Source organism: Leucobacter sp. CX87 (genome assembly GCF_018682295.1).
Lineage (GTDB): Bacteria > Actinomycetota > Actinomycetes > Actinomycetales > Microbacteriaceae > Cx-87.
On sequence record NZ_JAFIRI010000007.1, the window covers coordinates 109153 to 134706 of the forward strand.

Annotated in this window: 31 protein-coding genes; 3 read left to right on the plus strand and 28 right to left on the minus strand. The window is 67.1% G+C overall.

Annotated features, from left to right (window positions below; translation table 11 throughout):
• Positions 1-2 precede the first annotated feature (2 nt).
• Positions 3-1256 carry a THUMP-like domain-containing protein gene (locus KOE53_RS11350; RefSeq protein ID WP_188058571.1) on the plus strand — a complete coding sequence of 418 codons (1254 nt, stop codon included), beginning with the start codon at positions 3-5 and terminating at the stop codon, positions 1254-1256.
• Here KOE53_RS11350 and tsaD read toward each other — a convergent pair.
• The 7 genes from tsaD to glmS are packed head-to-tail and all read right to left on the minus strand — an operon-like array spanning position 1234 to position 7506.
• Positions 1234-2289: a tRNA (adenosine(37)-N6)-threonylcarbamoyltransferase complex transferase subunit TsaD gene (tsaD, locus tag KOE53_RS11355; protein ID WP_188058572.1), complete on the minus strand. Its 1056-nt coding sequence runs from the start codon at positions 2287-2289 to the stop codon at positions 1234-1236. The genes KOE53_RS11350 and tsaD overlap by 23 nt on opposite strands.
• A complete protein-coding gene (gene rimI, locus KOE53_RS11360) occupies positions 2289-2804 on the minus strand; it encodes a ribosomal protein S18-alanine N-acetyltransferase (RefSeq protein WP_353055640.1) in 516 nt (171 codons plus the stop codon). Before rimI ends, tsaD begins: the two co-directional genes overlap by 1 nt.
• Positions 2801-3562, minus strand: a complete 762-nt coding sequence (gene tsaB / locus KOE53_RS11365) for a tRNA (adenosine(37)-N6)-threonylcarbamoyltransferase complex dimerization subunit type 1 TsaB (protein WP_353055641.1) — start codon at positions 3560-3562, stop codon at positions 2801-2803. The genes rimI and tsaB overlap by 4 nt, the downstream gene beginning before the upstream one ends.
• Complete coding sequence (tsaE, locus tag KOE53_RS11370; RefSeq protein ID WP_188058610.1) at positions 3559-4041, minus strand: tRNA (adenosine(37)-N6)-threonylcarbamoyltransferase complex ATPase subunit type 1 TsaE; 483 nt, start codon at positions 4039-4041, stop codon at positions 3559-3561. Before tsaE ends, tsaB begins: the two co-directional genes overlap by 4 nt.
• A gap of 47 nt (positions 4042-4088) precedes the next feature.
• Positions 4089-5213 (minus strand): alanine racemase, encoded by a 1125-nt coding sequence (gene alr, locus KOE53_RS11375; RefSeq protein ID WP_188058573.1) that lies wholly within the window; start codon positions 5211-5213, stop codon positions 4089-4091.
• 11 nt (positions 5214-5224) lie between these two features.
• The gene (locus tag KOE53_RS11380; protein ID WP_188058574.1) at positions 5225-5629 is read right to left on the minus strand and encodes a holo-ACP synthase; all 405 of its coding nucleotides are present in this window, start codon (positions 5627-5629) and stop codon (positions 5225-5227) included.
• A 26-nt stretch (positions 5630-5655) separates the two neighbouring features.
• Positions 5656-7506, minus strand: coding sequence for a glutamine--fructose-6-phosphate transaminase (isomerizing) (glmS, locus tag KOE53_RS11385; RefSeq protein ID WP_188045714.1), 1851 nt, complete (start codon positions 7504-7506; stop codon positions 5656-5658).
• Positions 7507-7538: 32 nt separating this feature from the next.
• On the opposite strand from glmS, the gene coaA reads away from it, so the two are divergent.
• Positions 7539-8507 carry a type I pantothenate kinase gene (gene coaA / locus KOE53_RS11390; RefSeq protein ID WP_188045715.1) on the plus strand — a complete coding sequence of 323 codons (969 nt, stop codon included), beginning with the start codon at positions 7539-7541 and terminating at the stop codon, positions 8505-8507.
• Between the two features lie 15 nt (positions 8508-8522).
• Here coaA and KOE53_RS11395 read toward each other — a convergent pair whose 3' ends face one another.
• The 8 genes from KOE53_RS11395 to truA form a co-directional block, all read right to left on the minus strand.
• On the minus strand, positions 8523-9452 hold the full coding sequence (locus KOE53_RS11395) for an ABC transporter substrate-binding protein (protein WP_188058575.1): 930 nt from the start codon (positions 9450-9452) through the stop codon (positions 8523-8525).
• Between the two features lie 4 nt (positions 9453-9456).
• Positions 9457-10254 (minus strand): ABC transporter permease, encoded by a 798-nt coding sequence (locus KOE53_RS11400; RefSeq protein ID WP_188058576.1) that lies wholly within the window; start codon positions 10252-10254, stop codon positions 9457-9459.
• Complete coding sequence (locus tag KOE53_RS11405) at positions 10239-10943, minus strand: ABC transporter permease (protein WP_188058577.1); 705 nt, start codon at positions 10941-10943, stop codon at positions 10239-10241. Before KOE53_RS11405 ends, KOE53_RS11400 begins: the two co-directional genes overlap by 16 nt.
• Positions 10940-11791, minus strand: coding sequence for an ABC transporter ATP-binding protein (locus KOE53_RS11410; RefSeq protein WP_188058578.1), 852 nt, complete (start codon positions 11789-11791; stop codon positions 10940-10942). The genes KOE53_RS11405 and KOE53_RS11410 overlap by 4 nt, the downstream gene beginning before the upstream one ends.
• 226 nt (positions 11792-12017) lie before the next feature.
• Complete coding sequence (glmM, locus tag KOE53_RS11415) at positions 12018-13367, minus strand: phosphoglucosamine mutase (protein ID WP_188045720.1); 1350 nt, start codon at positions 13365-13367, stop codon at positions 12018-12020.
• A 22-nt stretch (positions 13368-13389) separates the two neighbouring features.
• Positions 13390-13872, minus strand: coding sequence for a 30S ribosomal protein S9 (gene rpsI / locus KOE53_RS11420; protein ID WP_188045721.1), 483 nt, complete (start codon positions 13870-13872; stop codon positions 13390-13392).
• A gap of 42 nt (positions 13873-13914) precedes the next feature.
• Positions 13915-14361 carry a 50S ribosomal protein L13 gene (rplM, locus tag KOE53_RS11425; protein ID WP_188045722.1) on the minus strand — a complete coding sequence of 149 codons (447 nt, stop codon included), beginning with the start codon at positions 14359-14361 and terminating at the stop codon, positions 13915-13917.
• Positions 14362-14558: 197 nt separating this feature from the next.
• The gene (gene truA, locus KOE53_RS11430; protein ID WP_353055642.1) at positions 14559-15578 is read right to left on the minus strand and encodes a tRNA pseudouridine(38-40) synthase TruA; all 1020 of its coding nucleotides are present in this window, start codon (positions 15576-15578) and stop codon (positions 14559-14561) included.
• A gap of 97 nt (positions 15579-15675) precedes the next feature.
• Between truA and KOE53_RS11435 the strand changes: the two genes are divergently transcribed.
• Positions 15676-17583, plus strand: coding sequence for an acyltransferase family protein (locus KOE53_RS11435; protein ID WP_251364314.1), 1908 nt, complete (start codon positions 15676-15678; stop codon positions 17581-17583).
• A 144-nt stretch (positions 17584-17727) separates the two neighbouring features.
• Here the strand turns inward: KOE53_RS11435 and rplQ are convergent, their stop codons facing one another.
• From rplQ to rplR, 13 genes are all read right to left on the minus strand, one after another.
• Positions 17728-18204, minus strand: a complete 477-nt coding sequence (rplQ, locus tag KOE53_RS11440) for a 50S ribosomal protein L17 (RefSeq protein ID WP_188045724.1) — start codon at positions 18202-18204, stop codon at positions 17728-17730.
• Between the two features lie 50 nt (positions 18205-18254).
• The gene (locus KOE53_RS11445) at positions 18255-19244 is read right to left on the minus strand and encodes a DNA-directed RNA polymerase subunit alpha (protein ID WP_188045725.1); all 990 of its coding nucleotides are present in this window, start codon (positions 19242-19244) and stop codon (positions 18255-18257) included.
• Positions 19245-19362: 118 nt separating this feature from the next.
• The gene (rpsK, locus tag KOE53_RS11450; RefSeq protein ID WP_188045726.1) at positions 19363-19761 is read right to left on the minus strand and encodes a 30S ribosomal protein S11; all 399 of its coding nucleotides are present in this window, start codon (positions 19759-19761) and stop codon (positions 19363-19365) included.
• Between the two features lie 51 nt (positions 19762-19812).
• The gene (rpsM, locus tag KOE53_RS11455; protein ID WP_188045727.1) at positions 19813-20184 is read right to left on the minus strand and encodes a 30S ribosomal protein S13; all 372 of its coding nucleotides are present in this window, start codon (positions 20182-20184) and stop codon (positions 19813-19815) included.
• Between the two features lie 162 nt (positions 20185-20346).
• The gene (rpmJ, locus tag KOE53_RS11460) at positions 20347-20460 is read right to left on the minus strand and encodes a 50S ribosomal protein L36 (RefSeq protein ID WP_009199219.1); all 114 of its coding nucleotides are present in this window, start codon (positions 20458-20460) and stop codon (positions 20347-20349) included.
• 71 nt (positions 20461-20531) lie between these two features.
• Complete coding sequence (gene infA, locus KOE53_RS11465) at positions 20532-20753, minus strand: translation initiation factor IF-1 (protein WP_188045728.1); 222 nt, start codon at positions 20751-20753, stop codon at positions 20532-20534.
• Between the two features lie 127 nt (positions 20754-20880).
• Positions 20881-21708, minus strand: coding sequence for a type I methionyl aminopeptidase (map, locus tag KOE53_RS11470; RefSeq protein WP_370566975.1), 828 nt, complete (start codon positions 21706-21708; stop codon positions 20881-20883).
• 16 nt (positions 21709-21724) lie between these two features.
• Positions 21725-22318, minus strand: coding sequence for an adenylate kinase (locus KOE53_RS11475; RefSeq protein WP_188045730.1), 594 nt, complete (start codon positions 22316-22318; stop codon positions 21725-21727).
• Positions 22318-23637 (minus strand): preprotein translocase subunit SecY, encoded by a 1320-nt coding sequence (gene secY, locus KOE53_RS11480; protein WP_188045731.1) that lies wholly within the window; start codon positions 23635-23637, stop codon positions 22318-22320. The genes KOE53_RS11475 and secY overlap by 1 nt, the downstream gene beginning before the upstream one ends.
• A gap of 165 nt (positions 23638-23802) precedes the next feature.
• Complete coding sequence (gene rplO / locus KOE53_RS11485) at positions 23803-24276, minus strand: 50S ribosomal protein L15 (RefSeq protein ID WP_188045732.1); 474 nt, start codon at positions 24274-24276, stop codon at positions 23803-23805.
• Complete coding sequence (gene rpmD, locus KOE53_RS11490) at positions 24276-24461, minus strand: 50S ribosomal protein L30 (protein ID WP_188045733.1); 186 nt, start codon at positions 24459-24461, stop codon at positions 24276-24278. The genes rplO and rpmD overlap by 1 nt, the downstream gene beginning before the upstream one ends.
• Entirely contained in the window at positions 24461-25183 is a 723-nt protein-coding gene (rpsE, locus tag KOE53_RS13625) for a 30S ribosomal protein S5 (RefSeq protein ID WP_188045734.1), read from the minus strand. Before rpsE ends, rpmD begins: the two co-directional genes overlap by 1 nt.
• On the minus strand, positions 25180-25554 hold the full coding sequence (gene rplR / locus KOE53_RS11500; RefSeq protein ID WP_188045735.1) for a 50S ribosomal protein L18: 375 nt from the start codon (positions 25552-25554) through the stop codon (positions 25180-25182). Before rplR ends, rpsE begins: the two co-directional genes overlap by 4 nt.

The window sequence follows — 25554 nt, forward strand, 5'->3', positions numbered from 1 at the left end:
GCATGACCGCACTCCCCGGCTGGGACGAGCTTCCGAGCCCAGAGGGCCTCGCCGCGCTTGATCGCGTGGGCGAGGCCCTTTCGTCTGGCACCCCCTCCGACCGCGTCGGCGCGACGCTGCGCAAGGAGGGCGTCGACCCGGCATTCATCGCGGCGCTGCTGACACAGGCGCGACTGCGGCAGGCAGGCGTCGCGAAGTTCGGCGACGCTGCGCGCGCGATGCTCTTCACTCAGGCTGGCCTCGAGCAGGCGACGCGCCAGCTCGTTGCGGCGCACCACGCGGCCCGGTTCCTGCGGGCAGGATCCGCCCGCGTCGCAGATCTCGGGTGCGGGATCGGGGCCGAGTCCCGTGCGTTCCTAGCCGCCGGCCTCGGCGTGCGCGCGGTCGAGATCGACCCGTTCACCGCGCGGATCGCCGCACACAACGTCGGGCTCGCGGGGCAGGCGCGCGGGGGCGACTTCGAAGTGCTCACGGGCGACGCGGTGCTGCTGGGCCGGGGGGACGCCGATGCGGTCTTTCTCGACCCCGCGCGCCGCACATCCGGGCACCGCGACACCCGCAGACTCACCGCGCCTGAAGACTATCTGCCCCCGCTCGATTTCGCCTTCGGGCACGGCCGGGACCTGCCGACCGGCGTCAAGCTTGGGCCGGGATTCGACCGGGACCTGCTCCCCGCGGACGCCGAGGCCCAGTGGGTGTCGGTGGACGGCGCGGTCGTCGAGACCGGCGTCTGGTTCGGGGCAGCCCAGACCCCGGGCGTCGGACGCTCAGCGCTCGTGTTCCGGGGCGGCGAGGCGCACGAGCTGTCGGCCCCCGCGGACTCCCCCGATGTCGAGGTGCGCGAGCCCGGCGAGTACCTGTACGAGCCCGACGGCGCTGTCATCCGGGCGCGCCTCATCGGCCTACTCGCGCACGAGCTGGACGCGGGGATGCTCGGCGCGGGCATCGCGTATCTCACCTCGGACCGCGCGGTGTCCACGCCCTTCGCGACCGGGTTCCGCCTGCTGGAGGAACTTCCCTCCAAGGAGAAAGAGCTACGTCGCGCGCTCGCCGAACGCGGCATCGGCCGTCTCGAGATCAAGAAGCGCGCAGTGGACGTGGATCCTGCCGCCCTGCGCACCCGGCTGAAGCTTCGGGGCGACGCCTCCGGCACCCTCATCGTGACGCGGGCCGCCGGCCGGCACGTCGCGTACCTCGCCGAACGAATCTCAACTGCAGCCCGCGCGGCCGACGCTAGCGCACCTGGATCTCGGTGACCGGTAGCGACGAGTCGGCGCCGAAGTCCAGGCTCGACGGGGCGTGGCCCGCGATGACGAGCTGGGCGCCGAGCGACGCGATCATCGCGCCGTTATCCGTGCACAGCGAGAGCGGCGGCACGCGCAGCGTGACGCCCGCGGAGTCGGCCCGTTCCTGAGCGACCTCGCGCAGTCGCGCATTGGCCACCACGCCGCCGCCGAGCAGCAGGCGCGGCACCCCGTGGTCGAGGCAGGCCGCGATGGCCTTCGCCGTGAGGATGTCGACGACGGCCTCACGGAAACTCGCCGCGACGTCGGGCACGGACACCTCGGTCCCGGCATCGCGCGCCTTCTCCACCCAACGGGCGACGGCGGTCTTGACGCCTGAGAACGAGAAGTCGTAGCGGTGCTTCGCCATGTCTTTGGGCAGGCTGAGGCCGCGCGGGAAGCGGATCGCGGTGGGGTTTCCGGTGGCGGCCGCACGGTCGATCTCCGGCCCGCCCGGGTAGGGCAGGCCGAGCACGCGGGCGACCTTGTCAAACGCCTCGCCTGCGGCGTCGTCAATCGTCTCACCGAGCAGCTCGACGTCCCCTACGAGGTCGCGCACGAGCAGGAGCGAAGTGTGCCCGCCTGACACCAGCAGGGCGACCGTTGGCAGCTCGAGCTCACCGGCCGAGTCGTCGAGCAGATCCGCACCGACATGCCCGACGAGGTGGTTCACGGCATAGAGCGGCTTGCCGAGCGAGAGCGAGAGCGCCTTCGCCGCGGCGACACCGACCATGAGCGCGCCGGCGAGGCCGGGACCGCAGGTCACCGCGATCGCGTCGAGGTCGTCGAGCTTGATGCCTGCCTCGGCGACGGCCTGGTCGATGGTCGGGCCCATCGCCTCGAGATGGGCCCTGGCCGCAACCTCTGGCACCACGCCGCCGTAGCGGGCGTGCTCGTCCATCGACGAGGCGATCGCGTTGGACAACAGTGTGCGTCCACGTACGATCCCGATTCCGGTCTCGTCGCAGCTCGTCTCGATGCCGAGCACGAGTGGCTCGTGGCCCATCAGCGCCCCTCTCCTTCGGTGTGCGTGTCGGTGTTCTGCGTCGGCGGCAACGGGCTCAGCCGCATCACCACCGCATCGATCGCGCCCGGCTGATAGTAGCCGGGGCGCAGCCCGATCTCGGCAAATCCCAGCGAGGTGTAGAGCGTGCGCGCCACCGGATTGTCGGCGCGGACCTCGAGAAAGAGCTCGCGGACGCCACATTCGCGCGCGGCCGCGAGCAGTTCGAGCATGAGCCGACGGCCGGCCCCCTGCCCCCGGTACTCCGGTGCGACGGCGATTGTCTGCACGTCGCCCTCGGTGCCGACGGCGAGCAGCCCGGCGTACCCGGCAATCTGGCCCGTCGCGGCGTCTTCAAGGGCGAGGTATCGGCGGTGCTTACCGGTGATCTCGTCGCGCACGAGGTCGCGGCTCCAGGCCTCGCCCGCGAAGAGCTCGGCTTCCATCGCGGCCAGTACGTCGAGGTCGGCGAGCGTGACGTCCCGCAGGATCAGCTCGTCCCCCGCACGCCCGCTCACGGCACGACCCGCTTCGGGGCGCTCGGGGCGCGGACGTCGGGCACGCGCAGGTAGACCGCGCGATCCGCCTCGAACTCGCGTCCCGCGGCCAGGCGACGGGCCGCGAGTTGCACGAGCCGGGCGGCCGGGATCCGCGCGGGCCAGACATCGCCCGGACGGGGCCGGTGTGCCACGCGCTCCTCAAGCAGGGGGCCGGCCGCGCGCACGGGGAGGCCCGCCCAATCAAGTCCGCCGTACTCGGTCACAAAGAGCTCCCGGCGTCGCGCGTCCTGCACGACGCGGAGTTCGCTCGGCGCCGCGCCCCACTCGAGCATTGCGAGGGCAACCGCCTCGTGCCCCTGCAGCGGGAGCAGCGGGAGCTCGCGGCCACGGGCGAAGGCGTGCGCCGCCGCGATGCCCACTCGCAGTCCGGTGAACGGCCCGGGGCCTACCCCGGCGACGACACCGTCGATCGTCGCGGGGTCGCAGCCCGCGCGCTCGAGCACCTGCGCGAGCAGGCCGCCGATCGCCTCGGCGTGGCGCATCGGGTCATCGCTCGACGCCTCGTAGATGATCCCGTCCTTGCCGAGCGCCACGCTCGTGCCGAGCGCGGTATCAATTGCGAGCAGGGTGCGGCCGGCGAGCTCTGGAGCCGCCACCTCGCGCGAGCGGGGCGAGTCGAGTCGCAGTTCGTCGCGCAAGGCGAGGGGCACGGTGAGCCCCTCCGCCGAGCCTTCAGCCTGTGGGTGTGCCGCCGCGGAGAGCGCGTGTTCGGTCACAGTGCAACCCCGTCTGCCCAGCGCGGGCCGTGTCCTTCAATCCGAATGATGCGTGGCTCAACCGGCGCCTCGTCCGTGTCGTCCTCGTCCGCGTCGACTGCTCCGTCAACTCCCCCGCGGTCGGCAGCCCCGCCCAAGGGCCGCTCGATCACGAGCTCGAGCCAAGAGTCGCGGTCGTCGAGGAGCCCCGCACCCCACTCGGCCACGACCACCGAACCGGCAAAATCAATGTCGAGGTCGTCGAGTTCGAGCGCGTTCGCGAGCCGGTACGCGTCGACGTGTACGAGCGGCGCGCCCCCGACCAGCGACGGATGGGTACGGGCGAGCACAAAGGTCGGGCTCGTGACAGGGCCGCGCACGCCGAGACCCTCGCCGATTCCGCGGGTGAGCGTGGTCTTGCCGGCGCCCAGGGGGCCGGTCAGTACGACGAGGTCGCCCGCCTGCAGCTGGGCGCCGAGGCGCTCACCGATGCGATGCATCTCGTCAGGGTCGCTCGCTTCAACGACGTTCACGAAGTGTTCGACGCTCACGCGAGCTCCTCCTCGACAGGGATCCGCACGACGCGCGCGCCGATGCCGACGACGATCTCGTAGTTGATCGTCCGCATGAGCTCAGCCCATTCCTCGATCGCCGGGGCCCCGCTCTCGGGGTCACCAAACAGCACGACCGCGTCGCCGATCGCGGCCCGGTCGGCGACGGCGCCGAGGTCGACGATGAACTGGTCCATCCCGATGCGCCCGACAATGGGGCAGCGCACCCCGTGCACCGTGACGCTTGCCCCGGCGCCGTTCAGCGCGCGGGGCATGCCGTCCGCGTAGCCAATCGGGACGAGGCCGAGCGTCGTGTCGGTCTCGCAGACGTGGTTGTAGCCGTACGAGACCCCCGTCCCTGCGGATACGCGGCGCAGCGCCACCAGCTGGGACGTGAGCGTCATCGCGGGGACCAGGCCGAGCTCGGCAGAGCTCGTCCCGGCAAAGGGGCTGAGCCCGTAGATCGCCATCCCAACGCGCACCGCGGTGTAGCGAAGCTGAGGCCGAGAGAAGGTGGCCGCGGAGGCGGAGAGATGCAGGTACTCGGGTCGCACGCCACGCTCGGCCAGCGCGGCGATGGCACGATCGAACTGCTCGGCCTGGGCGAGGTCGCTCTCCTCACCCGCGTTCGCGAGATGGCTGAAGAGCCCGCGCACCCGGATCCGCCCGGCAGCGCTCAGCTCAGCCATCCGGGCGAAGAGCGCCGCCCACTCATCGGGCGCTGCGCCATTGCGGCTCAGCCCCGTATCGACCTTGAGGTGAATACTCGCGGTGACGCCCACCTGTTCGGCGGCGCTCGCGAGCGACTCGAGCTGGGCGAGACTGTTAATGCCAATCTCGATGTCGGCCTCGACTCCGGCTGCGAAGTCCACTGCGGGTCCGTGGAGCCAGCAGAGCACCGGGGCATCAATGCCGGCTTCGCGCAGAGCGAGCGCCTCTTCAAGATCGGCGACGCCAATGATGGCCGCCCCCGCGTCCACCGCCGCCTGCGCGGCGGCAGCGGCGCCGTGTCCGTAGCCATTCGCCTTCACGACCGCTATGAGGGCCGCGCCGTTCGCGCGTTCGCGGATGGTCCGCACATTGTGTCGAATCGCCGGCAGCGAGATCTCCGCGGCGCGCATGCAGCCTGTCCTCATTGCTCTCCCCTGTTCGCTGCTTCGATCGTCGATGCCCCGGGCGACGCCGGCGCAGTTTCCAGCACGACCGTCGCGATGGCGTGGTTGCCGTCGTGCGCGATGGACAACCACGGTTGCCCAGCGCCGTGGGCGGTCAACACTCGTGCCAGCTCGGCCGTGCGGGTAAAACTCGGAGCGCGGTTCTCACCGCGCACGATCTCGAGATCGTGCCAACCCAGTTCCCCCGACCCGCCGAGGGCCTTAATGAGGGCTTCCTTGCCGGCGAACCGTGCCGCGAGCGACCGATCACTCAGGCCGCGCTCGGCCGGGGTGAAGAGGCGATCGCGGAGCGCCGGGGTGCGCTCGAGCTGGCGTGCGAAACGCACCACGTCGACCAGATCAACCCCGACTCCGCAGATCACCTCTGCCGCCCCCAGCCCGTGTCCGACTACTCGACCGTGACCGACTTTGCCAGGTTGCGCGGCTGGTCCACGTCCAGGCCCTTCGCGCTCGCGAGCTCGAGGGCGAACCACTGCAGCGGCACGACCTGGGTGAGCGGCTCGAAGTACTCGTCAACGAGGGGCAGGCGGATCACGTCGTCGGCGTAGGGCAGCACCGAAGTGTCCCCCTTCTCCGCGATCGCGATCACACGAGCACCGCGCGCGCGGATCTCCTGAATGTTCGAGACCACCTTGGAGTGCATGAGCGGCGCGGTGCGCGGGCTCGGCACAAGCACGAACACCGGCTGCCCATGATCGATCAGCGCGATCGGCCCGTGCTTCAGCTCACCGGCGGCAAAGCCCTCGGCGTGGATGTAGGCGATCTCCTTGAGCTTCAGCGCGCCCTCGAGCGCCACGGGGAACCCGACGTGGCGCCCCAGGAAGAGCACCGAACGCGTGTCCGCCATCCAGTGCGCGAGCTGCGTGATCTGCTCGTGCGTTGCGACGGCCTCGGCCATCGCCTCGGGCAGACGCTCGAACTGCGCCACGGCCGCGGCCTCGTCGGCGCTGTCCAGCGAACCGCGCACGCGGCCGAGGTGCAGCCCGAACAGGTAGAGGGCGGTGATCTGGGCGACGAACGCCTTGGTCGAGGCGACCGCGACCTCGGGGCCGGCGTGCGTGTAGAGCGCCGCGTCCGACTCGCGCGGGATGGTGGCGCTCTGCGTGTTGCAGATCGAGAGCGTGCGTACGCCCTGCGCGACGGCGTACTTCACCGCCATCAGGGTGTCCATGGTTTCGCCCGACTGGCTCACCGAGACCAGCAGGGTGCGGGGGGTCAGGATGGGGTTGCGGTAGCGGAACTCGTGGCTCAGTTCGACCTCGACCGGCACGCGCGCCCACTGCTCGATTGCGTACTTGCCGACGACCCCGGCGTACGAGGCCGTGCCGCAGGCGATGATGATGATCCGATCGATGTCACGCAGCACCTCGTCGCCGAGACCCGCGAGCTCGTCAAGGACGACGTGTCCATCGGTGATCCGACCGCGGGTCGTGTTCCCGACGGCATCCGGCTGCTCGGTGATTTCCTTGGCCATGAACGACGGCCAGCCGCCCTTGTCGGCCGCCCCGGCGTCCCAGGCAACTTCGTATTCCTCGAACTCCTCGGGAGTCCCCTCGAAGTCAGTGACGCGCACGCCCTCGGGGGTGATCACCGCGATACGATCCTCACCGATCGCGACTGCGCGGCGCGTGAACTCGACGAACGCAGCGACATCTGAGCCCATAAAGTTTTCGCCCTCGCCCAGTCCCACCACGAGGGGCGAGTGGTGGCGTGCGCCGACCACGGTGCCCGGCTCGTCGCGATGCATCGCGAGGAGGGTGAACGTGCCCTCGAGTCGGCGCACGATCGCGCGGAAGGCAGGTTCCAGAGATCCGACGCGCGCGACCTCGCGGCCGAGCAACACCGCAACGACCTCGGTGTCGGTCTCGCTGGCAAGTTGGTAGCCATCGGCCTCGAGCTCGGCGCGAAGCTGCGCAAAGTTCTCGACGATACCGTTGTGAATCAGCGCGAGCTTGCCCGCATCACCCAGGTGCGGGTGAGCGTTCAGATCGGTGGGTCCGCCGTGCGTCGCCCAACGCGTGTGCCCGATCCCGGTGTTCCCGGCAACGATCGGCTCCTCGGCCAGCGACTCGCGCAGCCGCACCAGCTTGCCCGAGCGCTTGCGCACCACGAGCTCGCCCGTCTCATCAACGACCGCGACACCCGCCGAGTCGTACCCCCGGTATTCGAGGCGGCCGAGGCCGCCCATCAGCACGTCGAGCGTCTGGTTCGGCCCGGTGTATCCAACGATTCCACACATGCAGCCAAGTTTAGTGGCACGATGAGTGGACCATGGCTGAGTACCCCACCGACACACGCGCAATTCTTCGCCCCGACGTGATCTCCCCGTTCACCGAGATCGACCGCGACGAATGGGCGCGACTGGCAGGCGAGACCCCGATGCCTCTCCGGGAGGCCGAGGTCGAGTCGTTCCGCGGCCTCGGCGAACCACTCGACCTCGCCGAGGTCAGCGAGGTGTACCGTCCGATCAGTCGCCTGATCAACCAGTACGCCATCGGAGCTCGCGAGGCGCACTCCCGGGTCCGCCGCTTCCTGCACCATCCCGACGAGAACCCCTCGCCGTTTGTGATCGGGATTGCCGGGTCGGTCGCCGTGGGCAAGTCGACCGTCGCCAGGATCCTGCGCGATCTGCTCGCCCGCTGGCCGGAGACCCCGCGCGTCGACCTCGTGACGACCGACGGCTTCCTGCTGCCAAACGCGGAGCTCGAGCGGCGCGGAATCGCGCACCGCAAGGGATTCCCCGAGTCCTACGACCGGCGCGCGCTGCTGCGCTTCGTCTCGCAGGTGAAGAACGGACTACCGGGCGCGAAGGTGCCCCATTACAACCACCTCGTGTACGACATCGTGCCGGGCGAATTCACCACCGTGAACGCCCCCGACATCCTCATCGTCGAGGGTCTGAACGTTCTCCAACCCGCCTCGATGGCCCACCCGCTCGCGGTCAGCGACCTCTTCGACTTCTCGATCTACGTCGACGCACGCACCTCCGACATCGAGCGCTGGTTCCAGGATCGCTTCTTGCGACTCCAGAAGGCGGCCTTCACGAACCCCGACTCGCACTTCCGGCGCTTCGCGGGGCTCAAGGAGGACGAGGCGCGGGCGCTCGCGAGCGAGTTCTGGCACAACATCAACGAGCCAAACCTGATCGAGAACATCCGCCCGACGCGGGCTCGGGCATCGCTCGTGCTGCGCAAGGAGGCGAACCACCGCGTGCAGAAGGTGCTGCTCCGCAAGCAGTAGTCCGCCCCAGCCCGCCTAGATCAGGCCCTGCTCCTCAAGCCATTCGCGGGCGGCAACCTGCGCCTGAGCATTCTCGTCGCCCTCGACCCGCTCGCGCAGCGCGATCAGATCATCCGTGCTCAGCGCGGCAGAGACCTTGTTGAGCACCGCGGCGAGCTCGTCGCTGTACACCTCGGTGTTGAGCAGCGGTACGACGTTCTGGGCCGCGATCAGGTTTTTCGGATCCTCAAGGACGACGAGGTCCTCCGCAACGATCGCTGGGGACGTCGTAAAGATGTTGGCGACCTGGACGGTGCCGTCGACCAACGCGCGCACGGTGTCGGGGCCACCGAAGTCCTCGATCGGGAGGAGCGTGACATCCGCGACGCCGTATACCGAGGCGAGTCCCGGCAGGCCAAATCCCAGCTCGCTGAACTGCGGGTACGCGCCAATCGTGAACGGCTCGAGCGCGCTCAAGTCACCGATCTCGACCAGTTTGGACTTCTCGGCGGTCTCGCGGGTCACTACGTAGGCGTCTTTGTCTTCTGCGGGCGAGGAGTCCAGTACCTGGAACCCCTCCGGCACCGCGTCGGCAAGTGCCGCGTCGACGTCCTCCGTTGTACGGGCCGCATTCTCAGCGTCGTAGTGGAATAACAGGTTGCCGTTGTACTCGGGGATGAGGTCGATCGAGCCGTCCTCTAGGGCCGGGATCGTGGCCTGTCGCGGGCCCAGGTTCAGCGCAGTCTTCACCTCAAACCCCGCTTCCTCGAGCGCAATTGCGTAGATCTCGGCGAGAATCTCGCTCTCCGGGTAGGCGAACGACCCGACAATGACACTCTCGCCGCCCCCCTCACCTGCAGGCGCGGCTCCCGTGGGGTCAGCCGAGGCGCACCCGGCTAGAGCGAACAACGCCCCGACCGCGAACAGGCTGGCAGTGATGCGTATCTTCGAACGTGATGTGTGCATGGAACTATTTCCCCTCGTGAGCAGAAACTTCTGCCGCCGTGACGTGCACGGCTGATGGTGTGTGGGCTTCGACCAGTTCGGAGCGATGCGCAGTGCGACGCGTGCGTGAGACTCGCACTCCGCGGGGCCGAACCAGAAGTTGGATCAGCGCAAGTGCGCCGTCAACGGCCAGCGCGAGTGCGGTCACGAGCAGCGCTCCACCCAAGATTCGATCGTTGTCATTGAGACCGATGCCGCTCGAGATGATGCGGCCGATGCCGCCGAGCCCGATGTAGGAGGCGATCACCGCGGTAGCGATGACCTGGAGCGCGGAGGCTCGAATGCCCCCAATGATGAGCGGCAGCGCGAGGGGGATTTCGACCTTGATCAGGATCTGCCATTCGCTCATGCCGCTCGCGCGCGCTGCATCGACCGTGACCCGATCGACTGACTCGATCCCCGCATACGCCCCAGCAAGGGTAGATGGGATCGCCAAGATCGTCAGCGCCGCGAATGCCGCCACATATCCACCAACGGTAAAGCTGAACATCGCTCCGAAGATGACCGAGAACGCCATCAACAGGCCCAGCGTGGGCATGGCGCGCGCGCCACCGGTGACCGCGATCACGAGTTGCCGTCCCCGACCCGTGTGTCCGATGAAGAACCCCAGCGGGAGCGCGATGAACGAGGATAGCGCGACGGCGATCGCCGTATACGTCAGGTGCTCCACGATCCGGTCATCGATGGGCAAGGGGGTCTGCGAACCTGGGACGTAGTTGTTCGGATCGAACAGCCACGCCAGGGCACTTACGAAGAAGTCCAACGCGAACCTCCCTGGGTCTTGCGCGCCGGCCGGGTTACCCGGGGCAGGCGCAGGCGGGACACCTGATGCCACGGCATGAGCAGTCGCCCCAGAGCAACCAAGAGCAGATCAAACACGAGCGCAATGAGCACGCTCGCCACGATGCCCACCAAGATCTCCTCGAGATTGTTGCGCTGACGGCCGTTGAGGAAGAGGTAGCCCAGGTTGCGCGAGCCGATGATCGCGCCCACTGAGACGAGCGCGATCGTGCTCACCGAGACCACGCGCAGCCCGGCGAGCAGGACGGGGCCGGCGAGCGGGAGCTCGACCCGCCAGAACCGCGACCACGACGAGAACCCGATCGCCGTCGCCGCCTGACGCGTCGTCGCGTCGACCGAGGCAAGCGCGTCGGCCGCGGATCTGACCATCACTGCGACGCCGTAAATCAAGAGCGCGACGACCACGTTGACCTCACTCAGGACGCGGGTGCCGAGTACATAGGGGAGGATCACGAACAGCGGGAGGGACGGAATCGTATAGAGCAAGCTGCCCGAGGTGATGGTCACCGCTCGCAGGATCCGATTGCGATTTGCGACCCACCCCAAGGGGACCGCGACAACGAAGGCAAGGACGATCGGAATCACGCTCAACCGGATGTGGTTGAGCGTGAGCTCGGCAATCAGTTCGAGATTGTCGAGAGTCCAACTCACGGTGAGTCCACCCCCGAAGGCGCTGGGGAATCCGCCAGTACACCGGCGGGGCGCCCGTCGCGGTCCACGACCAACGTCAATTCGCCATCTCCTTGGCGGTGCTGCAGGTACAGCTGCCGCTTTCCGGCGTCAGCCCCGATAAAGCTCGCAACGAACTCGTCAGCGGGATCCGCCAGGATCTGGGCGGGGGTGCCCACCTGCGCGACGATGCCGCCCGTCTTGAGAATGACGACCTGGTCGGCAAGGGTGAATGCCTCGTCGATGTCGTGTGTCACGAACACGATGGTTTTGCCCAGCTCGCGCTGCAACCGGTTCAGTTCGACTTGGAGCTCTGCGCGAACGATCGGGTCAACCGCCCCGAACGGTTCGTCCATGAGCAGCACCTGGGGGTCGCTCGCCAGCGCCCTGGCGACGCCCACGCGCTGCTGCTGCCCACCCGATAGTTGGCGCGGGTACCGCTTCGCGAGCGACTCGTCGAGCCCCACTGTGTTCAGGAGCTGGCGCGCGGCGCGGCGCGCATCGGCCTTCGGCATTCCATTGAGGCGGGGCACGGTTGCGATGTTGTCCACAACGTTCCGGTGCGGCAGCAGGCCAGACGCCTGGAGCACATAGCCGATGCTCCGGCGCAACTGCACGGGGTTCATTCCGGCGATGTCCTCGCCATCAATCAGGATCTGCCCGCTGCTCGGTTCCACCATCCGGTTGATCATGCGCAGCAGGGTGGTCTTGCCCGAACCCGATGAACCGACGAAGACCGTCGTCTTGTTCGAGGGCAGAGTCAGCGTGAAGTCCTCGACGGCTCTCGTACCATCGTCAAAGACCTTGGAAACCTGGCGAAACTCGATCATCGTGATGCTCTCATTTCCGGCGGCGACGCAAGGAAACCTCTGCCCCTCGCGCAAATCACACGCGTGAAACGCGCCCACCTACGTACCCACCCTAGGCGCAAGCGCAGGGCGAGTCGACTCTGCGGGACACCCACGAGGGCGTCAGATCGGGCGAAGCAAGGCCGTGCGCCAGGCGGAGTATGGCAGCCTGAGAGTCGCTCGCCGGGCACAAAAAGCGGCGCGTCAGCTAGACGGCGAGGCGCTCCGCGACCACCGCGGCCAGGGAATCAGCGAGCTGCTGCGCCTGGGCCACCTCGGCGGCCTCGACCATCACGCGTACCACCGGCTCGGTGCCCGACGGGCGCAGCAAGACGCGCCCATTGCCGCCCAGGTCGCGCTCGACCTGCGCGACGGCCTGAGCCAGCACCTCGTCCTCGGCCACCCGCGTGCGATCGACGCCGCGCACATTCACGAGCACCTGCGGGTACACCGTCATGCACGAGGCCAGGTCCGCGAGCGTGCGGCCGGTGCGCGCGATCTCGGCGGCCAGGTGCAGACCGGTCAGGATCCCGTCGCCGGTCGTGGCGAACTCGCTCATGATGACGTGCCCGGACTGCTCGCCGCCCAGCGAGTACCCGTGCTCGTTGATGGCCTCGAGGACGTAGCGGTCCCCCACGCCGGTCTCGATCACGTCGATGCCGTTGTCGGCCATCGCGAGCTTCAGCCCGAGATTACTCATCACTGTCGCAACGAGCGTGTTCTTTTCCAGCATGCCCCGGCTCGACATCGACAGGGCAAGGATCGCCATGATCTTGTCGCCGTCGATGACGTTGCCGTCGGCGTCGACCGCGAGGCATCGATCCGCGTCGCCGTCGTGGGCAATGCCGAGGTCGGCGCCCTCGGAACGCACGCGCTCAATGAGCTGCTCAAGGTGAGTCGAGCCGATGCCGTCGTTGATGTTAAAGCCGTCGGGGTCGTTCCCAATGACCGAGAGCTTCGCGCCGGCATCGGTGAAGACCTGCGGCGAGATGCCAGCCGCGGCGCCGTGGGCGCAGTCGAGCACGACGTGAATCCCTGCAAGGGAGGTCCCTGCGAGCGTGCTCAGCAGGTGCAGAATGTAGCGGTCCTCGGCATCGGCGAAACGCCGGATGCGACCGACCTGGCGGCCCGTCGTGCCGACCAGCGGGCCGGCGAGCGCGGCCTCAATCTGGTCCTCAACGTCGTCGGCGAGCTTGCGCCCGCCAGCCGCGAAGAACTTGATCCCGTTGTCCGGAGCCGGATTGTGTGAGGCCGAAACCATCACGCCAAAGTCGGCTCCCGTGTCCGCCACCAAGTAGGCGGCGGCTGGGGTGGGAATGACCCCTGCATCGCGTACATCTACGCCGGCCGATGCAAGACCGGCAGAGACTGCCGCGGCGATGAACTCGCCCGACACCCGGGGATCCCGGGCCACCACTGCGGTGGGGCGCCGGCTCTCGGAACGCGCATCGCGTCCCAGAACCAGTGCCGCCGCCTGGGCGAGGTTCAGGGCAAGTTCTGCGGTCACATCGACCCCAGCCAAGCCCCGAACCCCGTCGGTGCCGAACAACCGCGCCACGGCAGTCTCTCCGAACGCCTGTTTAGCGCTTCGAGTACTGAGGCGCCTTGCGGGCCTTCTTGAGACCAGCCTTCTTGCGCTCCTTGACGCGAGCGTCACGGCTCAGGAAGCCGGCCTTCTTCAGGGTCGCGCGGTTGTGCTCTTCGTCGATCTCGTTGAGGGCACGAGCGATCGCGAGGCGAAGCGCGCCGGCCTGACCCGAGGGGCCACCACCGGTGATCTTCGCGATGACGTCGTACGCGCCACCGAGCTCGAGCACGGTGAAGGGGTCCGTGATGAGCTGCTGGTGCAGCTTGTTCGGGAAGTACTCAGCCAGCTCGCGGCCGTTCACCGTCATGGTGCCGGCGCCGGGGATGAGGCGCACGCGGGCAATAGCCTGCTTGCGACGGCCCACAGCTGCACCGGGAACGGTCAGCGCGGGGCGGGGAGCCGCTGCCGCTGCCTCAGCGGCCGGGGTCTCGGTGGTGTAGCTCTCAGGAGCGACAGTCTGGTCTGCGTTGGTCACGTTGTGAATCCTTTTTCTCTGAAGTCTGATCGGGTGCGCGAACTACTGCGCGACCTGTCCGAGGGTGAAGGTCGCCGGCTGCTGAGCCGTGTGGGGGTGGTTCGGGCCTGCGTAGACCTTCAGCTTCTTGATCTGATCGCGACCAAGCGAGTTCTTCGGCAGCATGCCGCGGATCGCCATCTCAACGGCGCGCTCCGGGTTCTTGCCGAGCAGCTCGGTGTAGCTCACCGAACGGAGGCCGCCCGGGTAGCCCGAGTGGCGGTACGCGCGCTTGGTCTCGGCCTTGTTGTTCGTGAGAACGACCTTGTCCGCGTTGATGATGACAACGTAATCGCCCATGTCCATGTGGGGGGCGAAGGTGGTCTTGTGCTTGCCGCGCAGGAGGATTGCAACCTGCGAAGCGAGACGGCCGAGCACTACGTCGGTGGCGTCAATGATGAGCCAGTCGTGCTTCTGCTCGGCTGCCTTCGGGGAATAAGTGCGAGTCACTGTCGTGCTGCTTTCTATCGAAATGGAGGTGTCCGTGAATCCCGCTCCGTTGCCGGTTTGCCGGGCAGATGCCGCGAAAAACCGAGTCGGTGGAGGGCTCAACTTCGGGTGCCGACGTACAACGCCGAGCACCAAAGAGAAATCTTATCACAGGGTGGGCGTGTCACCCGAGCGCGCGCGCCTGGCGAACCGGCAGCCTACTCCGCAGGATCCGGGCCGCAGCCCTCGCGCAGCTCTCCGGCCGCGGCAATCTCGCGCAGCTCGGCGGGGGCCTGGGGCGGGATCGCCGCTCGCCTCGCACGCGTGAGGGCGGCGCGATCGGCGACCTCGTGGTGCGGCGGGTACGTAATTTCCTCGAGGCTGAGCCCGTGCGGCGGCATGACGGCGAAGCGGTTCGGACGTTCCCGCGCCTCGAGCAGCCGGTCAAGCTCGGCCACGTCGATCCTGCCGGTGCCGACCGAAACCACCGCCCCGACGAGCGAGCGCACCATGGAGTGGCAGAACGCGTCGGCCTCGATGCGGGCGACGAATACCCCGTCGGGGTCTTCGCGCCAACTGAACTCGAGGAGGTTGCGCACCGCGGTAGCGCCCTCGCGCGCCTTACAGAAGCTCGTGAAATCCCGCAGCCCGACCAGCGAGGAGGCTGCCCGCTGCATCTCGGCGAAATCGAGCTCGTGCGGCACGTCGGCGGTGGTGGCGCGGCTCAGCGGGTCTCGGCGCACGCCGAGACCGCGGAGACGGTACTCGTAGCGTCGCTTGATCGCCGAGTACCGCGCTTCGAAGCCGTCGGGAACCTCGGTGACCTCGTGCACGACCAGGTCAGGAGCGGTGCGCTTGATAATCCCGTTGATGCGGCGGGCCCGCAGCGTCGGGAGCAGGCTGGCGTCGGTGATCTGGCCTGCCCAGCGCGCCAACTGCTGGGGCGTCACGTCAATGTGCGCGACCTGGCCACGCGCGTGGACACCGGTGTCGGTGCGCCCGCCGACGGTGACCGCGACGCGCTTGTCCGGCGAGCGCAGCAGCACTCCGAGGGCACGCTCGAGCTCGCCCTGCACCGTGCGGAGGCCGGGCTGCATCGCCCACCCGAAGAAGTCGGTGCCGTCGTACGCGATGTCGAGGCGAAGCCGCACGAGGTCCGCGCTGCGCTCGGGCCGGCGCGCAAGATTCCCCCGCGCCAATTCGTTCTGCGCTGAGGACTCGCTCGTCTCGTACACCACCTATATCCCTTCGTCCGTTCGACTGCTCTGCCAGGGAGTGTCGACCATTCTGGCCTACACTCGATGGGTCCCCCAGCTCAGGAGCACAGCCACCCCCATGTCACTCGGAACCGCCACCGGTCACGCCGAACCGGCGATTCCGAAGGCGACCCAAGCTCCCATGGTACGGGCACGGTACCGGGGCCTCGACGGGCTGCGCGCGATTGCGGTCGGTCTCGTGCTGGTCTATCACCTCTTCCCCGGCCTCCTACCCGGCGGCTTCCTGGGCGTCGACGTCTTCTTTGCGATCAGCGGCTTCCTCATCACCTCGCTCCTGCTGAGCGAGTGGTCCGCGTCGGGCAGGATCCGGTTGGCGGACTTCTGGCGCCGTCGAGCCCGCCGCCTGCTGCCAGCCCTCGGGCTCGTGATCGCAACCGTGTCGACGGCGGCGCTCGTGGTGGGTGGCGACGTCCTTGTGGGCATCGGCCGCCAGATCGCCGGCGCCGCCTTATTTGTGAGCAACTGGACCTCGATTGCGGCCGGCTCCGACTACTTCGCGAAGGACGCGCCAGAGCTCTTCCGGAACACCTGGTCCCTCGGCATCGAGGAACAGTTCTACCTCGTCCTCCCCTTACTCGCGCTCGTGCTCGTGCGCCTGCCCGGTCGCGCCGGCAGGATCGGGCGCCCCGTGCTCTTCGCAGCGCTCGGGCTGACCTCCGCCGTCCTGATGGCGGCGGGATCATTCGCCGGCGCTGAACCGTCCCGCCTGTACTTCGGTTCCGATACGCACAGCTTTGGCCTCCTCCTCGGCGCCGCGCTCGCCTGCGTACTGCACCAGGGCGCCCGCGAGGGGACCGCGGCAGAGCGCCCGGCACGCCAGTGGCAGCTCTGGGTTACCGCAGCAGCAGGCCTCATCGTCCTGGGGGCGCTCGCGCTCACGCTACGCGAGGGCAGCCCCGAGAGCTTCCGCGGCGGGATCCAGCTAGCGACGCTCGCGGCCCTCGCGGTCATCGGGGCGGTCACACGCCCGGGCATGGGGCTCGCGCCGCACCTCGACGCGCGCCCGCTGCGGTGGGTCGGAGAACGCTCGTACGGCATCTACCTCTGGCATTGGCCGCTGCTCCTGCTCGCGCAGGCCGTCTTCGGAGAGTGGGCGTCCTCCGGTACCGGCTGGCTCACCACCGGCCTGTGCGTTCTGGCGCTGACGCTGGTGCTGTCCCAACTCTCGTATCGGTATGTCGAGCAGCCCGTCCGCCGACTCGGGCTCATGCGATCCCTCCGCAGGCTCGGCCAGCTCGGCCGAGGCGATCGGCGAGCGCGCGTCATCGCGCTCTCATTCGTCACCGTTCTCGCGATCACCGTCCCGGCGACGATCGCCGCGGTGGTCACGGCCCCACAGACCACGTCCGCGGAGGCCGCGATCGAGCGAGGCCGCGTGCTCCTCGAGGCCGCCGAGCAAGAGGCCGCCGAGCAAGCCCCGACGACGAGCGCGCCTGAGAGCGGACCGCTGCTGCCCACTGGCGCGCAGTTGACCGCAATCGGCGACTCGGTCATGCTCGCGAGCAGCCCCGAGCTCGCCGCCCGGTTCCCCGGGATCAGCATTGATGCCGAGGTCTCACGCGGACTGTCCGTCGGTGTGGGCCTGGCCCAGGATCAGCTCGCCAGCGGCAGCCTCCGATACGCCCTCGTGGTCGGACTCGGCACGAACGGGCCGATCGACGAGGCCGATCTCGATGCGCTCCGCGCGGCCGCTGGCCCACGCCCGCTTGTGCTCGTGAGCGCGCACGCCGACCGCGATTGGATTCCGGGAGTGAATGCGCTGCTCGCGCAGTACGCGGCCGCCCACCGCGGGGTCGTCCTCGCCGAATGGGACACCGCGATCACCCCCCACCCGGAGATGCTGGCCGGCGACGGGATCCACCCCGAGCCGTCGGGCGGCGAGCTCTATGCCTCGGCCATCGAGGAGGCCCTCGCGCGCCTGCACACGCCGAGCGAAAGCGTCGGCTTCGGCGGACCCCGCCGGTAGTTCGGCCGCTCGCCTGCTGCCCCTGCGTCGACCGCGCGCGCTCGACGCTGTCACCAGTGCCCGGCGATGGCCTCACCGGCCTCACCGACAACGCAGAACGCCCCGCTCCCCCAAAGGGGTGCGGGGCGTTCGTGAGTCCGAGAGTTACTCGGCAGCAGCCTCGGCGGGAGCCTCGACAGCGGCCTCCTCGGCAACAGGCTCGGCAGCCTTGGGCTCAGCAGCAGCCTTGGGGGCCGCCTTCTTTGCCTTGACCTTGGGGGTCACGGGCTCGAGAACGAGCTCGATGACTGCCATGGGGGCGCGATCGCCCTTGCGGAAGCCGGTCTTGATGATGCGGGTGTAGCCACCCGGACGATCAGCAACGAGGGGCGCGATCTCGGTGAAGAGCTCGTGCACCACGCCCTGGTCGGTGACCTGGCGCAGGACGCGACGACGCGAGTGCAGATCGCCACGCTTCGCGAAGGTGATCAGGTGCTCGGCGACAGGCTGCAGGCGCTTGGCCTTGGTCTCCGTGGTCTGAATCTTCTTGTGCGTGAAGAGCTGCGATGCGAGGTTGTTCAGCATCAGACGCTCGTGAGCGGGGCCGCCTCCGAGGCGTGCACCCTTAGTGGGCTTAGGCATTTAATACTCCAGTGGATTGAGGTTCGAGAAGGCCGGAAGCCGACGGTTCCCTAGTTGTTGTTGTCGTCTTCGTAGCTGTAGAACTGAGCCCCGTCGAAGCCGGGAACGGCGTCCTTGAGCGACAGACCCATTTCGGTCAGCTTGTCGCGAACCTCGAACACCGACTTCTGGCCGAAGTTGCGGATGTTCATCAGCTGGGCCTCCGAGAGCGCAACGAGCTCGCTCACGGTGTTGATGCCCTCGCGCTTGAGGCAGTTGTAGCTACGGACCGACAGATCGAGATCCTCGATCGGAATCGACAGCTCACCATCGACGACGGCGTCCACGGGCGCGGGCCCGATCTCGACACCCTCGGCAGCCGTGTTCAGCTCGCGAGCGAGACCGAACAGCTCGACCAGGGTCGAACCAGCCGACGCGATTGCATCGCGGGGCGTGATCGCGGGCTTCGACTCAACGTCGACCACGAGGCGGTCGAAGTCGGTGCGCTCACCGGCACGAGTTGCCTCGACGCGGTAGGTGACCTTCAGTACGGGCGAGTAGATCGAGTCGACCGGGATGCGGCCTACCTCGGCCTCGTCGTTCCGGTTCTGCGCCGCCGAAACGTAGCCGCGGCCACGCTCGATGGTCAGTTCCAGCTCGAACTGAGCCTTGTCGCTGAGCGTCGCGATGACGAGCTCAGGGTTGTGCACCTCGACACCGGCCGGAGCCGAGATGTCAGCGGCGGTCACCTCGCCTGCGCCGGTCTTGCGCAGGTAGGCGGTGATGGGCTCGTCGTGCTCGCTCGAGACAACGAGACCCTTGATGTTCAGGATGATCTCGGTAACGTCCTCGGTCACGCCGGGGATCGTGGTGAACTCGTGCGAGACGCCCTCGAAGCGAACGCTGGTGACTGCTGCGCCGGGAATCGACGAGAGCAGCGTGCGACGCAGCGAGTTGCCGAGCGTGTAGCCGAAGCCGGGCTCGAGGGGCTCGATGATGAAGCGCGAGCGGTTCTCAGAGAGTGACTCTTCAGTCAGAGTGGGGCGCTGTGCAATGAGCAAGGTTGATGTCCTTTCGCTGCGAGTCCGCTATATGACTCATGCGTGATCGGGATGGGTTCGAAGATGGATCGGTGTGCGAGGCGGGAAGCCCCGCACACCGATTACTCGCTCGTGCTCGTTAGACGCGGCGACGCTTGGGCGGGCGGCAGCCGTTGTGCGTCTGCGGGGTGACGTCGGTGATGGAACCGACCTCGAGGCCCGCTGCCTGCAGCGAACGGATCGCGGTCTCGCGACCGGATCCGGGGCCCTTGACGAAGACGTCAACCTTCTTCATACCGTGCTCCTGCGCCTGACGCGCAGCCGACTCGGCAGCGAGCTGAGCAGCGAACGGGGTGGACTTGCGAGAGCCCTTGAACCCGACGTTGCCCGACGAAGACGAGGTGATGACGGCGCCCGTGGGGTCCGTGATCGACACGATCGTGTTGTTGAACGTCGACTTGATGTGGGCCTGGCCCACGACGATGTTCTTCTTATCCTTTTTGCGCGGCTTGCGAGCAGCCGACTTGGGTGCAGCCATGTGTTTTCTCCTGAAAGATTTCTACGTGTTAGGTCAGAGCCGAGCCGGCGACTACTTCTTCTTCTTGCCGGCGACGGTACGCTTCGGGCCCTTGCGGGTGCGTGCGTTCGTCTTCGTGCGCTGACCGTGCACGGGCAGCCCCTTGCGGTGGCGAATGCCCTGGTAGCTGCCGACCTCGACCTTGCGGCGGATGTCCGCTGCCACCTCGCGGCGCAGGTCACCTTCAACCTTGAAGTTGCCTTCGATGTGATCGCGAAGCGCAACGAGCTGTTCGTCGGTGAGGTCCTTCACACGGATGTTCCCATCGATCTGGGTCTCCGCAAGCGTCTTCAGCGCGCTGGTGCGGCCGACGCCATAGATGTACGTGAGTGCGATCTCCACGCGCTTTTCGCGGGGAATGTCTACTCCGGCGAGACGTGCCATTGTGGCTCTCCTCATGGGTTATGGAGGTGTGGTGCGCATCGGGGGTTCGGGCCTCCAACCCGAGGTGTCCCCCACAGCCGAGGCTGCGGGTTCTTCGATGCGCTGTTTCAGTTGTTCAATTTGCGATCTTTGGGATGACCCACGCGACCGCGGCGCTCGGGGCTAGCCCTGGCGCTGCTTGTGGCGGGGGTTCTCGCAGATCACCATGACGCGTCCGTGGCGGCGGATGACCTTGCACTTGTCGCAGATCTTCTTGACGCTGGGCTTGACCTTCATGGGAGTTCCTTAATACTTCGCTGTCCTCGTACTCGCAGGATGCTGCGAGCCGTTACTTTCCAGCGTTCGGCCTACTTGTAGCGGTAGACAATCCGACCGCGGGTCAGATCGTACGGGGTCAGCTCTACAATCACGCGATCCGCAGGGAGGATCCGAATGTAGTGCTGACGCATCTTTCCCGAGATGTGTGCGAGAACCTTGTGTCCGTTGGTCAGCTCAACGCGGAACATCGCGTTGGGCAGAGCCTCGACAACCTGGCCCTCGATCTCGATGACGCCGTCTTTCTTGGCCATAGCCTCACTATCGCTTGAGTAGTTGAATACTGGTCTTGCGTGATGCGACGCCGAAAAATCGGCATAACGCACCAAGGGACTATCGTAGTCCGGATATGCTCAGCTGTCTAGCCGGGCGTGTCGCGAATTACGGGATCGGCGTCGGCGTAATGCCGAGGGGCGCGAGTCCAGCCGCTCCCCCATCGGATGCGGTGAGCACCCAAATGCCGTTCTCGTGTACGGCGACAGTGTGCTCCCACTGGGCGCTCGCGCCGCCGTCCTCCATCGTGACGGTCCAGCCGTCGTCTTCGGTGAAGGTGTCAATGCCGCCCGCGGCGATGATCGGTTCGATCGCGACGACAAGACCCGGGCGAACCTCGGGACCCTTGCCGCGCACGGGGTAGTTGAAGACCGGGGGGTCTTCGTGCATGCTCCGGCCAATGCCGTGGCCAATGTAGTCCTCGAGGATGCCGTAGTTGCTCTCGGAGTGGACGTACTTGGCGATCGCATCGCCCACCTCATTGAGGTGCGTGGCGCGCGCCAGCTGCGCGATGCCGTGCCACATGGCCTGTTCGGTCACGCGGCTGAGCTCCTGCAGCGCGGCAGTCTTCTTCGGGTCGGCCGGGTCCGGTACCACCACGGTGTATGCGGAGTCACCGTGCCAGCCGCCGATCTCTGCCCCCGCGTCAATCGCGACGATGTCGCCGGGGCGCAGCGGCCGATCGGTGGGGATCGCGTGCACCACGTGCGCATTGACGTTCGCGCAGATGGTGTGCCGGTAGCCCGGCTCCATCATGAAGTTCGGGCGACCGCCACGGTCGCGGATCGCGGCCTCGGCAAGTGCGTCGAGCTCCAGCGGGGTGATACCGGCCCTCAGGGCGCCACGGGTGGCTTCCAGGGCCGCCGCGGTTGCAAGCCCCGGCTCACGCATCAGGCGAAGCTGCGCCGGCGTCTTGTAGATCGAACGACGGAACATGTTCCGAGCCATCGTGCTATCGGCCCAGCTTCAGATCGAGCGCCGTGGCGATGCGTTCGGCAACCTCGTCGATCTCGCCCAGTCCATCGACCGAGACCAGGATTCCACGGCCGTCGAATAGCGCGATGAGCGGGGCGGTCTGCGCCGCGTACACCTCCTGGCGGTGGCGAATCACGTCCTCAGTGTCGTCCGCGCGACCCTCTACGAGCGCGCGGTTCAAGAGGCGAGCCACGACGGCGTCGGTGTCGGCCTCAAGCAGGACGACAGCGTCAAGCGCCGCGCCCTTTTCGGCGAGTACGGCGTCGAGCGCGTGGACCTGGTCGACCGTGCGAGGATACCCGTCCAACAGGAATCCCTCGGCAGCGTCATCCTGCGCAAGGCGGTCGGCGACGATCTCGTTAGTCAGGGCGTCGGGGACGAGCTCACCGGATTCGATGATCTCCTGAATGCGCTGACCGAGCTCGGTCTGTCCCTTGATGTTCGCGCGGAAGATATCTCCCGTGGAAATCGCGGGGACCTGGTAGCGGTCGGCGATCCGTCCGGCTTGGGTGCCTTTGCCGGCCCCAGGGGGGCCGACAATCAACAGGCGTGCGGGTGCGGGGTGGGTCATTATTTGAGCAGTCCTTCGTAGTGCCGCTGCTGCAGCTGAGCATCAATCTGCTTCACCGTCTCGAGGCCGACACCCACGATGATGAGGATCGATGCACCGCCAAACGGGAAGTTCTGGTTCGCGCCAAAGAACGACAGGGCGATCAGCGGGATGAGCGCGATCACGCCGAGGTAGAGCGAACCAGCGGAGGTGACACGGTTCAACACGTAGCTGAGGTACTCCGCGGTCGGGCGACCGGCACGAATGCCGGGCACGAAGCCGCCGTACTTCTTCATGTTGTCCGCGACTTCTTCAGGGTTGAAGGTGATCTGCACGTAGAAGAACGTGAACGCGATCACCAGGAGGAAGAAGATGGCCATGTAGATGGGCTGATCACCCTGCACCAGGTTGTTCGAGACCCAGACGACCCAGGGCTTCGGCTCCTCGCCGATTCCGGGCTGGTTGAACTGCGCCACCAACATCGGCAGGTACAGGATCGACGAGGCGAAGATCACGGGGATCACGCCGGCCATGTTGACCTTGATCGGGATGTAGGTGTTGTTTCCACCGTACGTCCGACGCCCGACGACGCGCTTGGCGTACTGCACCGGGATCCGGCGCTGTGACTGCTCGACGAACACGACGGCCGCGACGACCAAGAGGCCCACCGCCAGCACGACGAAGAAGACGTTCCAGCCCTTTGCGTCCTTGATGGCCCAGAGTGCGCCGGGGAAGGTGGCAGCGATCGACGTGAAGATCAGCAGCGACATTCCGTTGCCCACGCCACGCTCGGTGATGAGCTCGCCGAGCCACATGATCAGGCCGGTGCCAGCGGTCATGGTGATGATGATCATCACGATGGCCCACCACTCCTGCGAGATCAGGTTCTGGCAGGCGACGGAGCCGGACGAACCGAACAGCATTCCCGAGCGGGCGACAGTGACCAGCGTCGTGGACTGCAGGATCGCGAGCGCGATCGTGAGGTAACGCGTGTACTGGGTGAGCTTGGCCTGACCGGCCTGGCCTTCCTTGTGCAGCGTTTCAAAGTGAGGGATAACGACGCGCAGCAGCTGCGTGATGATCGACGCCGTAATGTACGGCATGATGCCGAGCGCGAAGATCGACAGCTGCAGGAGGGCTCCGCCGCTAAAGAGGTTGATCATGTCGTACAGCCCGCTTGTCCCCTGGTTAGAGGCGAGGCAGACCTGGACATTGTTGAAGTTCACAAACGGCGCCGGCACAAATGAGCCGAGGCGGAAGATCGCGATGATCGCGAGCGTGAACAGGATCTTGGTACGAAGATCGGGCGTCTTCAAGATCCGTCCAATGGCGCTGAACAAAAGCTGCCTCCTGAGGGGTGTCGTCAAAGGCCCCGTCTGCAGACACGGGCCAAAAATTGAGCCTACACGCCTAAGCAGGGTGTGGCGAAACATCAACGGGGGCCGGCCCCGACGTTACGGCACAAATGCCGCAGTCGGAACCGTCCCCCGCGTAATGGTTGAGTGCTACTTAACCGAACCGCCAGCGGCGACGATCTTCTGCTCAGCCGAGCTCGAGACCTTGTCAACCTGAACGGTCAGTGCCACTGCGATGTCGCCATCGCCGAGCACCTTGACCGGCTGGTTCTTGCGAACCGCACCCTTGGCAACGAGATCCGCGCTCGTGACGTCTCCACCCTTGGGGTAGAGCTCCGCCAGCTTCGCGAGGTTCACGACCTGGTACTCGGTACGGAACGGGTTCTTGAACCCGCGCAGCTTCGGGGTGCGCATGTGCAGAGGCATCTGCCCACCCTCGAAACCAGCCTTGACCTGGTAACGCGCCTTCTGGCCCTTGGTACCACGGCCAGCCGTCTTACCCTTCGAGCCTTCACCGCGACCCACACGGGTCTTGGCCTTCTTCGAGCCCGGGGCGGGACGCAGGTGGTGCGCCTTGAGCACCTGCTCGCGTGCCTCCACGGCCTCTTCCTTCTTCTCGCTCATCAGTTGATCTCCTCAACCTCGACCAGGTGCGCAACCGTGCGGACGTAGCCGCGGTTGGCCTGGGTGTCCTCGCGGACAACGGAATCGCCGATCCGCTTCAGGCCGAGGCTGCGCAGCGTGTCCCGCTGGTTCTGCTTCTCGCTGATAACGGACTTGATCTGCGTAACCTTCAGGCTCTTAGCCATTACGCACCTGCCTTTGCCTTAGCTGCAGCTTCCGCCATAGCCGTTGCCTCTGCGCGCACGAGGCGTGCCGGAGCAACGCGGTCGAACGGGAGGCCGCGGCGAGCTGCGACGGAGCGGGGCTCCTCGAGCTGCTGCAGCGCCTCGACGGTCGCGTGCACGATGTTCAGAGTGTTCGACGAACCGAGCGACTTGCTCAGCACGTCGTGAATGCCAGCGCACTCGAGGACGGCGCGAACCGGGCCACCCGCGATAACACCGGTACCGGCAGCTGCGGGACGCAGCAGCACGACGCCAGCAGCTGCCTCGCCCTGTACGGGGTGAGGAATGGTGCTGCCAACGCGGGGGACGCGGAAGAAGTTCTTCTTTGCCTCTTCGACACCCTTCGCAATTGCGAGCGGCACCTCCTTGGCCTTGCCGTAGCCGACGCCGACCATGCCGTTGCCATCGCCCACCACGACGAGCGCGGTGAAGCTGAAGCGACGGCCGCCCTTGACGACCTTCGACACGCGGTTGATGGTCACGACGCGCTCGAGGAACTGGCTCTCGTTGCGATCGCGTCCGCCGCGCTCGTTGCGGGTGCCGCGGTCGCGGCTTCCACGACGCGCCTCGCGAGGCTCGTTGCGGTGGTCCTGAGCGGGGGCCTGCGCAGCCTCGGCGGCCGGTGCGGCCTCCGCGGCCTGGGTCTCTGCAGTCACTGCCTGCTCCTTCGTCTCGTTGCTCACAGGCTCAAACCTGCCTCTCGAGCGCCATCGGCGACCGCTGCGACGCGACCGGCGTACTTGCTACCGCCACGGTCGAACACAACGCTCTCGATGCCGGCGCTCTTTGCGCGCTCCGCGACGAGCACGCCAACACGGCGTGCCTTTGCGGACTTGTCGCCCTCAAACGAGCGAAGATCGGCTTCCATGGTCGACGCCGACGCGAGGGTACGACCCACTGCGTCGTCGACAACCTGCACGAAGACGTGACGCGAGGAACGAGTCACGACGAGGCGCGGACGAAGCTCCGTGCCGACGACCTTCTTGCGAAGGCGGACGTGACGACGGATACGAGCCGCTGCGCGGCCCTTTGCCCGAGTAATCGATGCGGCCAT

What these genes read in the sequence shown, in the direction of transcription:
- KOE53_RS11350 (WP_188058571.1), top strand. Translation starts at nt 3, where the DNA reads ATGACCGCACTCCCCGGCTGGGACGAGCTTCCGAGCCCAGAGGGCCTC.
- tsaD (WP_188058572.1), bottom strand. Translation starts at nt 2,289, where the DNA reads ATGGGCCACGAGCCACTCGTGCTCGGCATCGAGACGAGCTGCGACGAG.
- tsaE (WP_188058610.1), bottom strand. Translation starts at nt 4,041, where the DNA reads ATGCATCGCATCGGTGAGCGCCTCGGCGCCCAGCTGCAGGCGGGCGAC.
- alr (WP_188058573.1), bottom strand. Translation starts at nt 5,213, where the DNA reads ATGCGCGCCGCGGAGATCTCGCTGCCGGCGATTCGACACAATGTGCGG.
- glmS (WP_188045714.1), bottom strand. Translation starts at nt 7,506, where the DNA reads ATGTGTGGAATCGTTGGATACACCGGGCCGAACCAGACGCTCGACGTG.
- coaA (WP_188045715.1), top strand. Translation starts at nt 7,539, where the DNA reads ATGGCTGAGTACCCCACCGACACACGCGCAATTCTTCGCCCCGACGTG.
- KOE53_RS11395 (WP_188058575.1), bottom strand. Translation starts at nt 9,452, where the DNA reads ATGCACACATCACGTTCGAAGATACGCATCACTGCCAGCCTGTTCGCG.
- KOE53_RS11410 (WP_188058578.1), bottom strand. Translation starts at nt 11,791, where the DNA reads ATGATCGAGTTTCGCCAGGTTTCCAAGGTCTTTGACGATGGTACGAGA.
- KOE53_RS11435 (WP_251364314.1), top strand. Translation starts at nt 15,676, where the DNA reads ATGTCACTCGGAACCGCCACCGGTCACGCCGAACCGGCGATTCCGAAG.
- rplQ (WP_188045724.1), bottom strand. Translation starts at nt 18,204, where the DNA reads ATGCCTAAGCCCACTAAGGGTGCACGCCTCGGAGGCGGCCCCGCTCAC.
- rpsK (WP_188045726.1), bottom strand. Translation starts at nt 19,761, where the DNA reads ATGGCTGCACCCAAGTCGGCTGCTCGCAAGCCGCGCAAAAAGGATAAG.
- rpsM (WP_188045727.1), bottom strand. Translation starts at nt 20,184, where the DNA reads ATGGCACGTCTCGCCGGAGTAGACATTCCCCGCGAAAAGCGCGTGGAG.
- rpmJ (WP_009199219.1), bottom strand. Translation starts at nt 20,460, where the DNA reads ATGAAGGTCAAGCCCAGCGTCAAGAAGATCTGCGACAAGTGCAAGGTC.
- infA (WP_188045728.1), bottom strand. Translation starts at nt 20,753, where the DNA reads ATGGCCAAGAAAGACGGCGTCATCGAGATCGAGGGCCAGGTTGTCGAG.
- map (WP_370566975.1), bottom strand. Translation starts at nt 21,708, where the DNA reads ATGTTCCGTCGTTCGATCTACAAGACGCCGGCGCAGCTTCGCCTGATG.
- KOE53_RS11475 (WP_188045730.1), bottom strand. Translation starts at nt 22,318, where the DNA reads ATGACCCACCCCGCACCCGCACGCCTGTTGATTGTCGGCCCCCCTGGG.
- rplO (WP_188045732.1), bottom strand. Translation starts at nt 24,276, where the DNA reads ATGAGCGAGAAGAAGGAAGAGGCCGTGGAGGCACGCGAGCAGGTGCTC.
- rpmD (WP_188045733.1), bottom strand. Translation starts at nt 24,461, where the DNA reads ATGGCTAAGAGCCTGAAGGTTACGCAGATCAAGTCCGTTATCAGCGAG.
- rplR (WP_188045735.1), bottom strand. Translation starts at nt 25,554, where the DNA reads ATGGCCGCATCGATTACTCGGGCAAAGGGCCGCGCAGCGGCTCGTATC.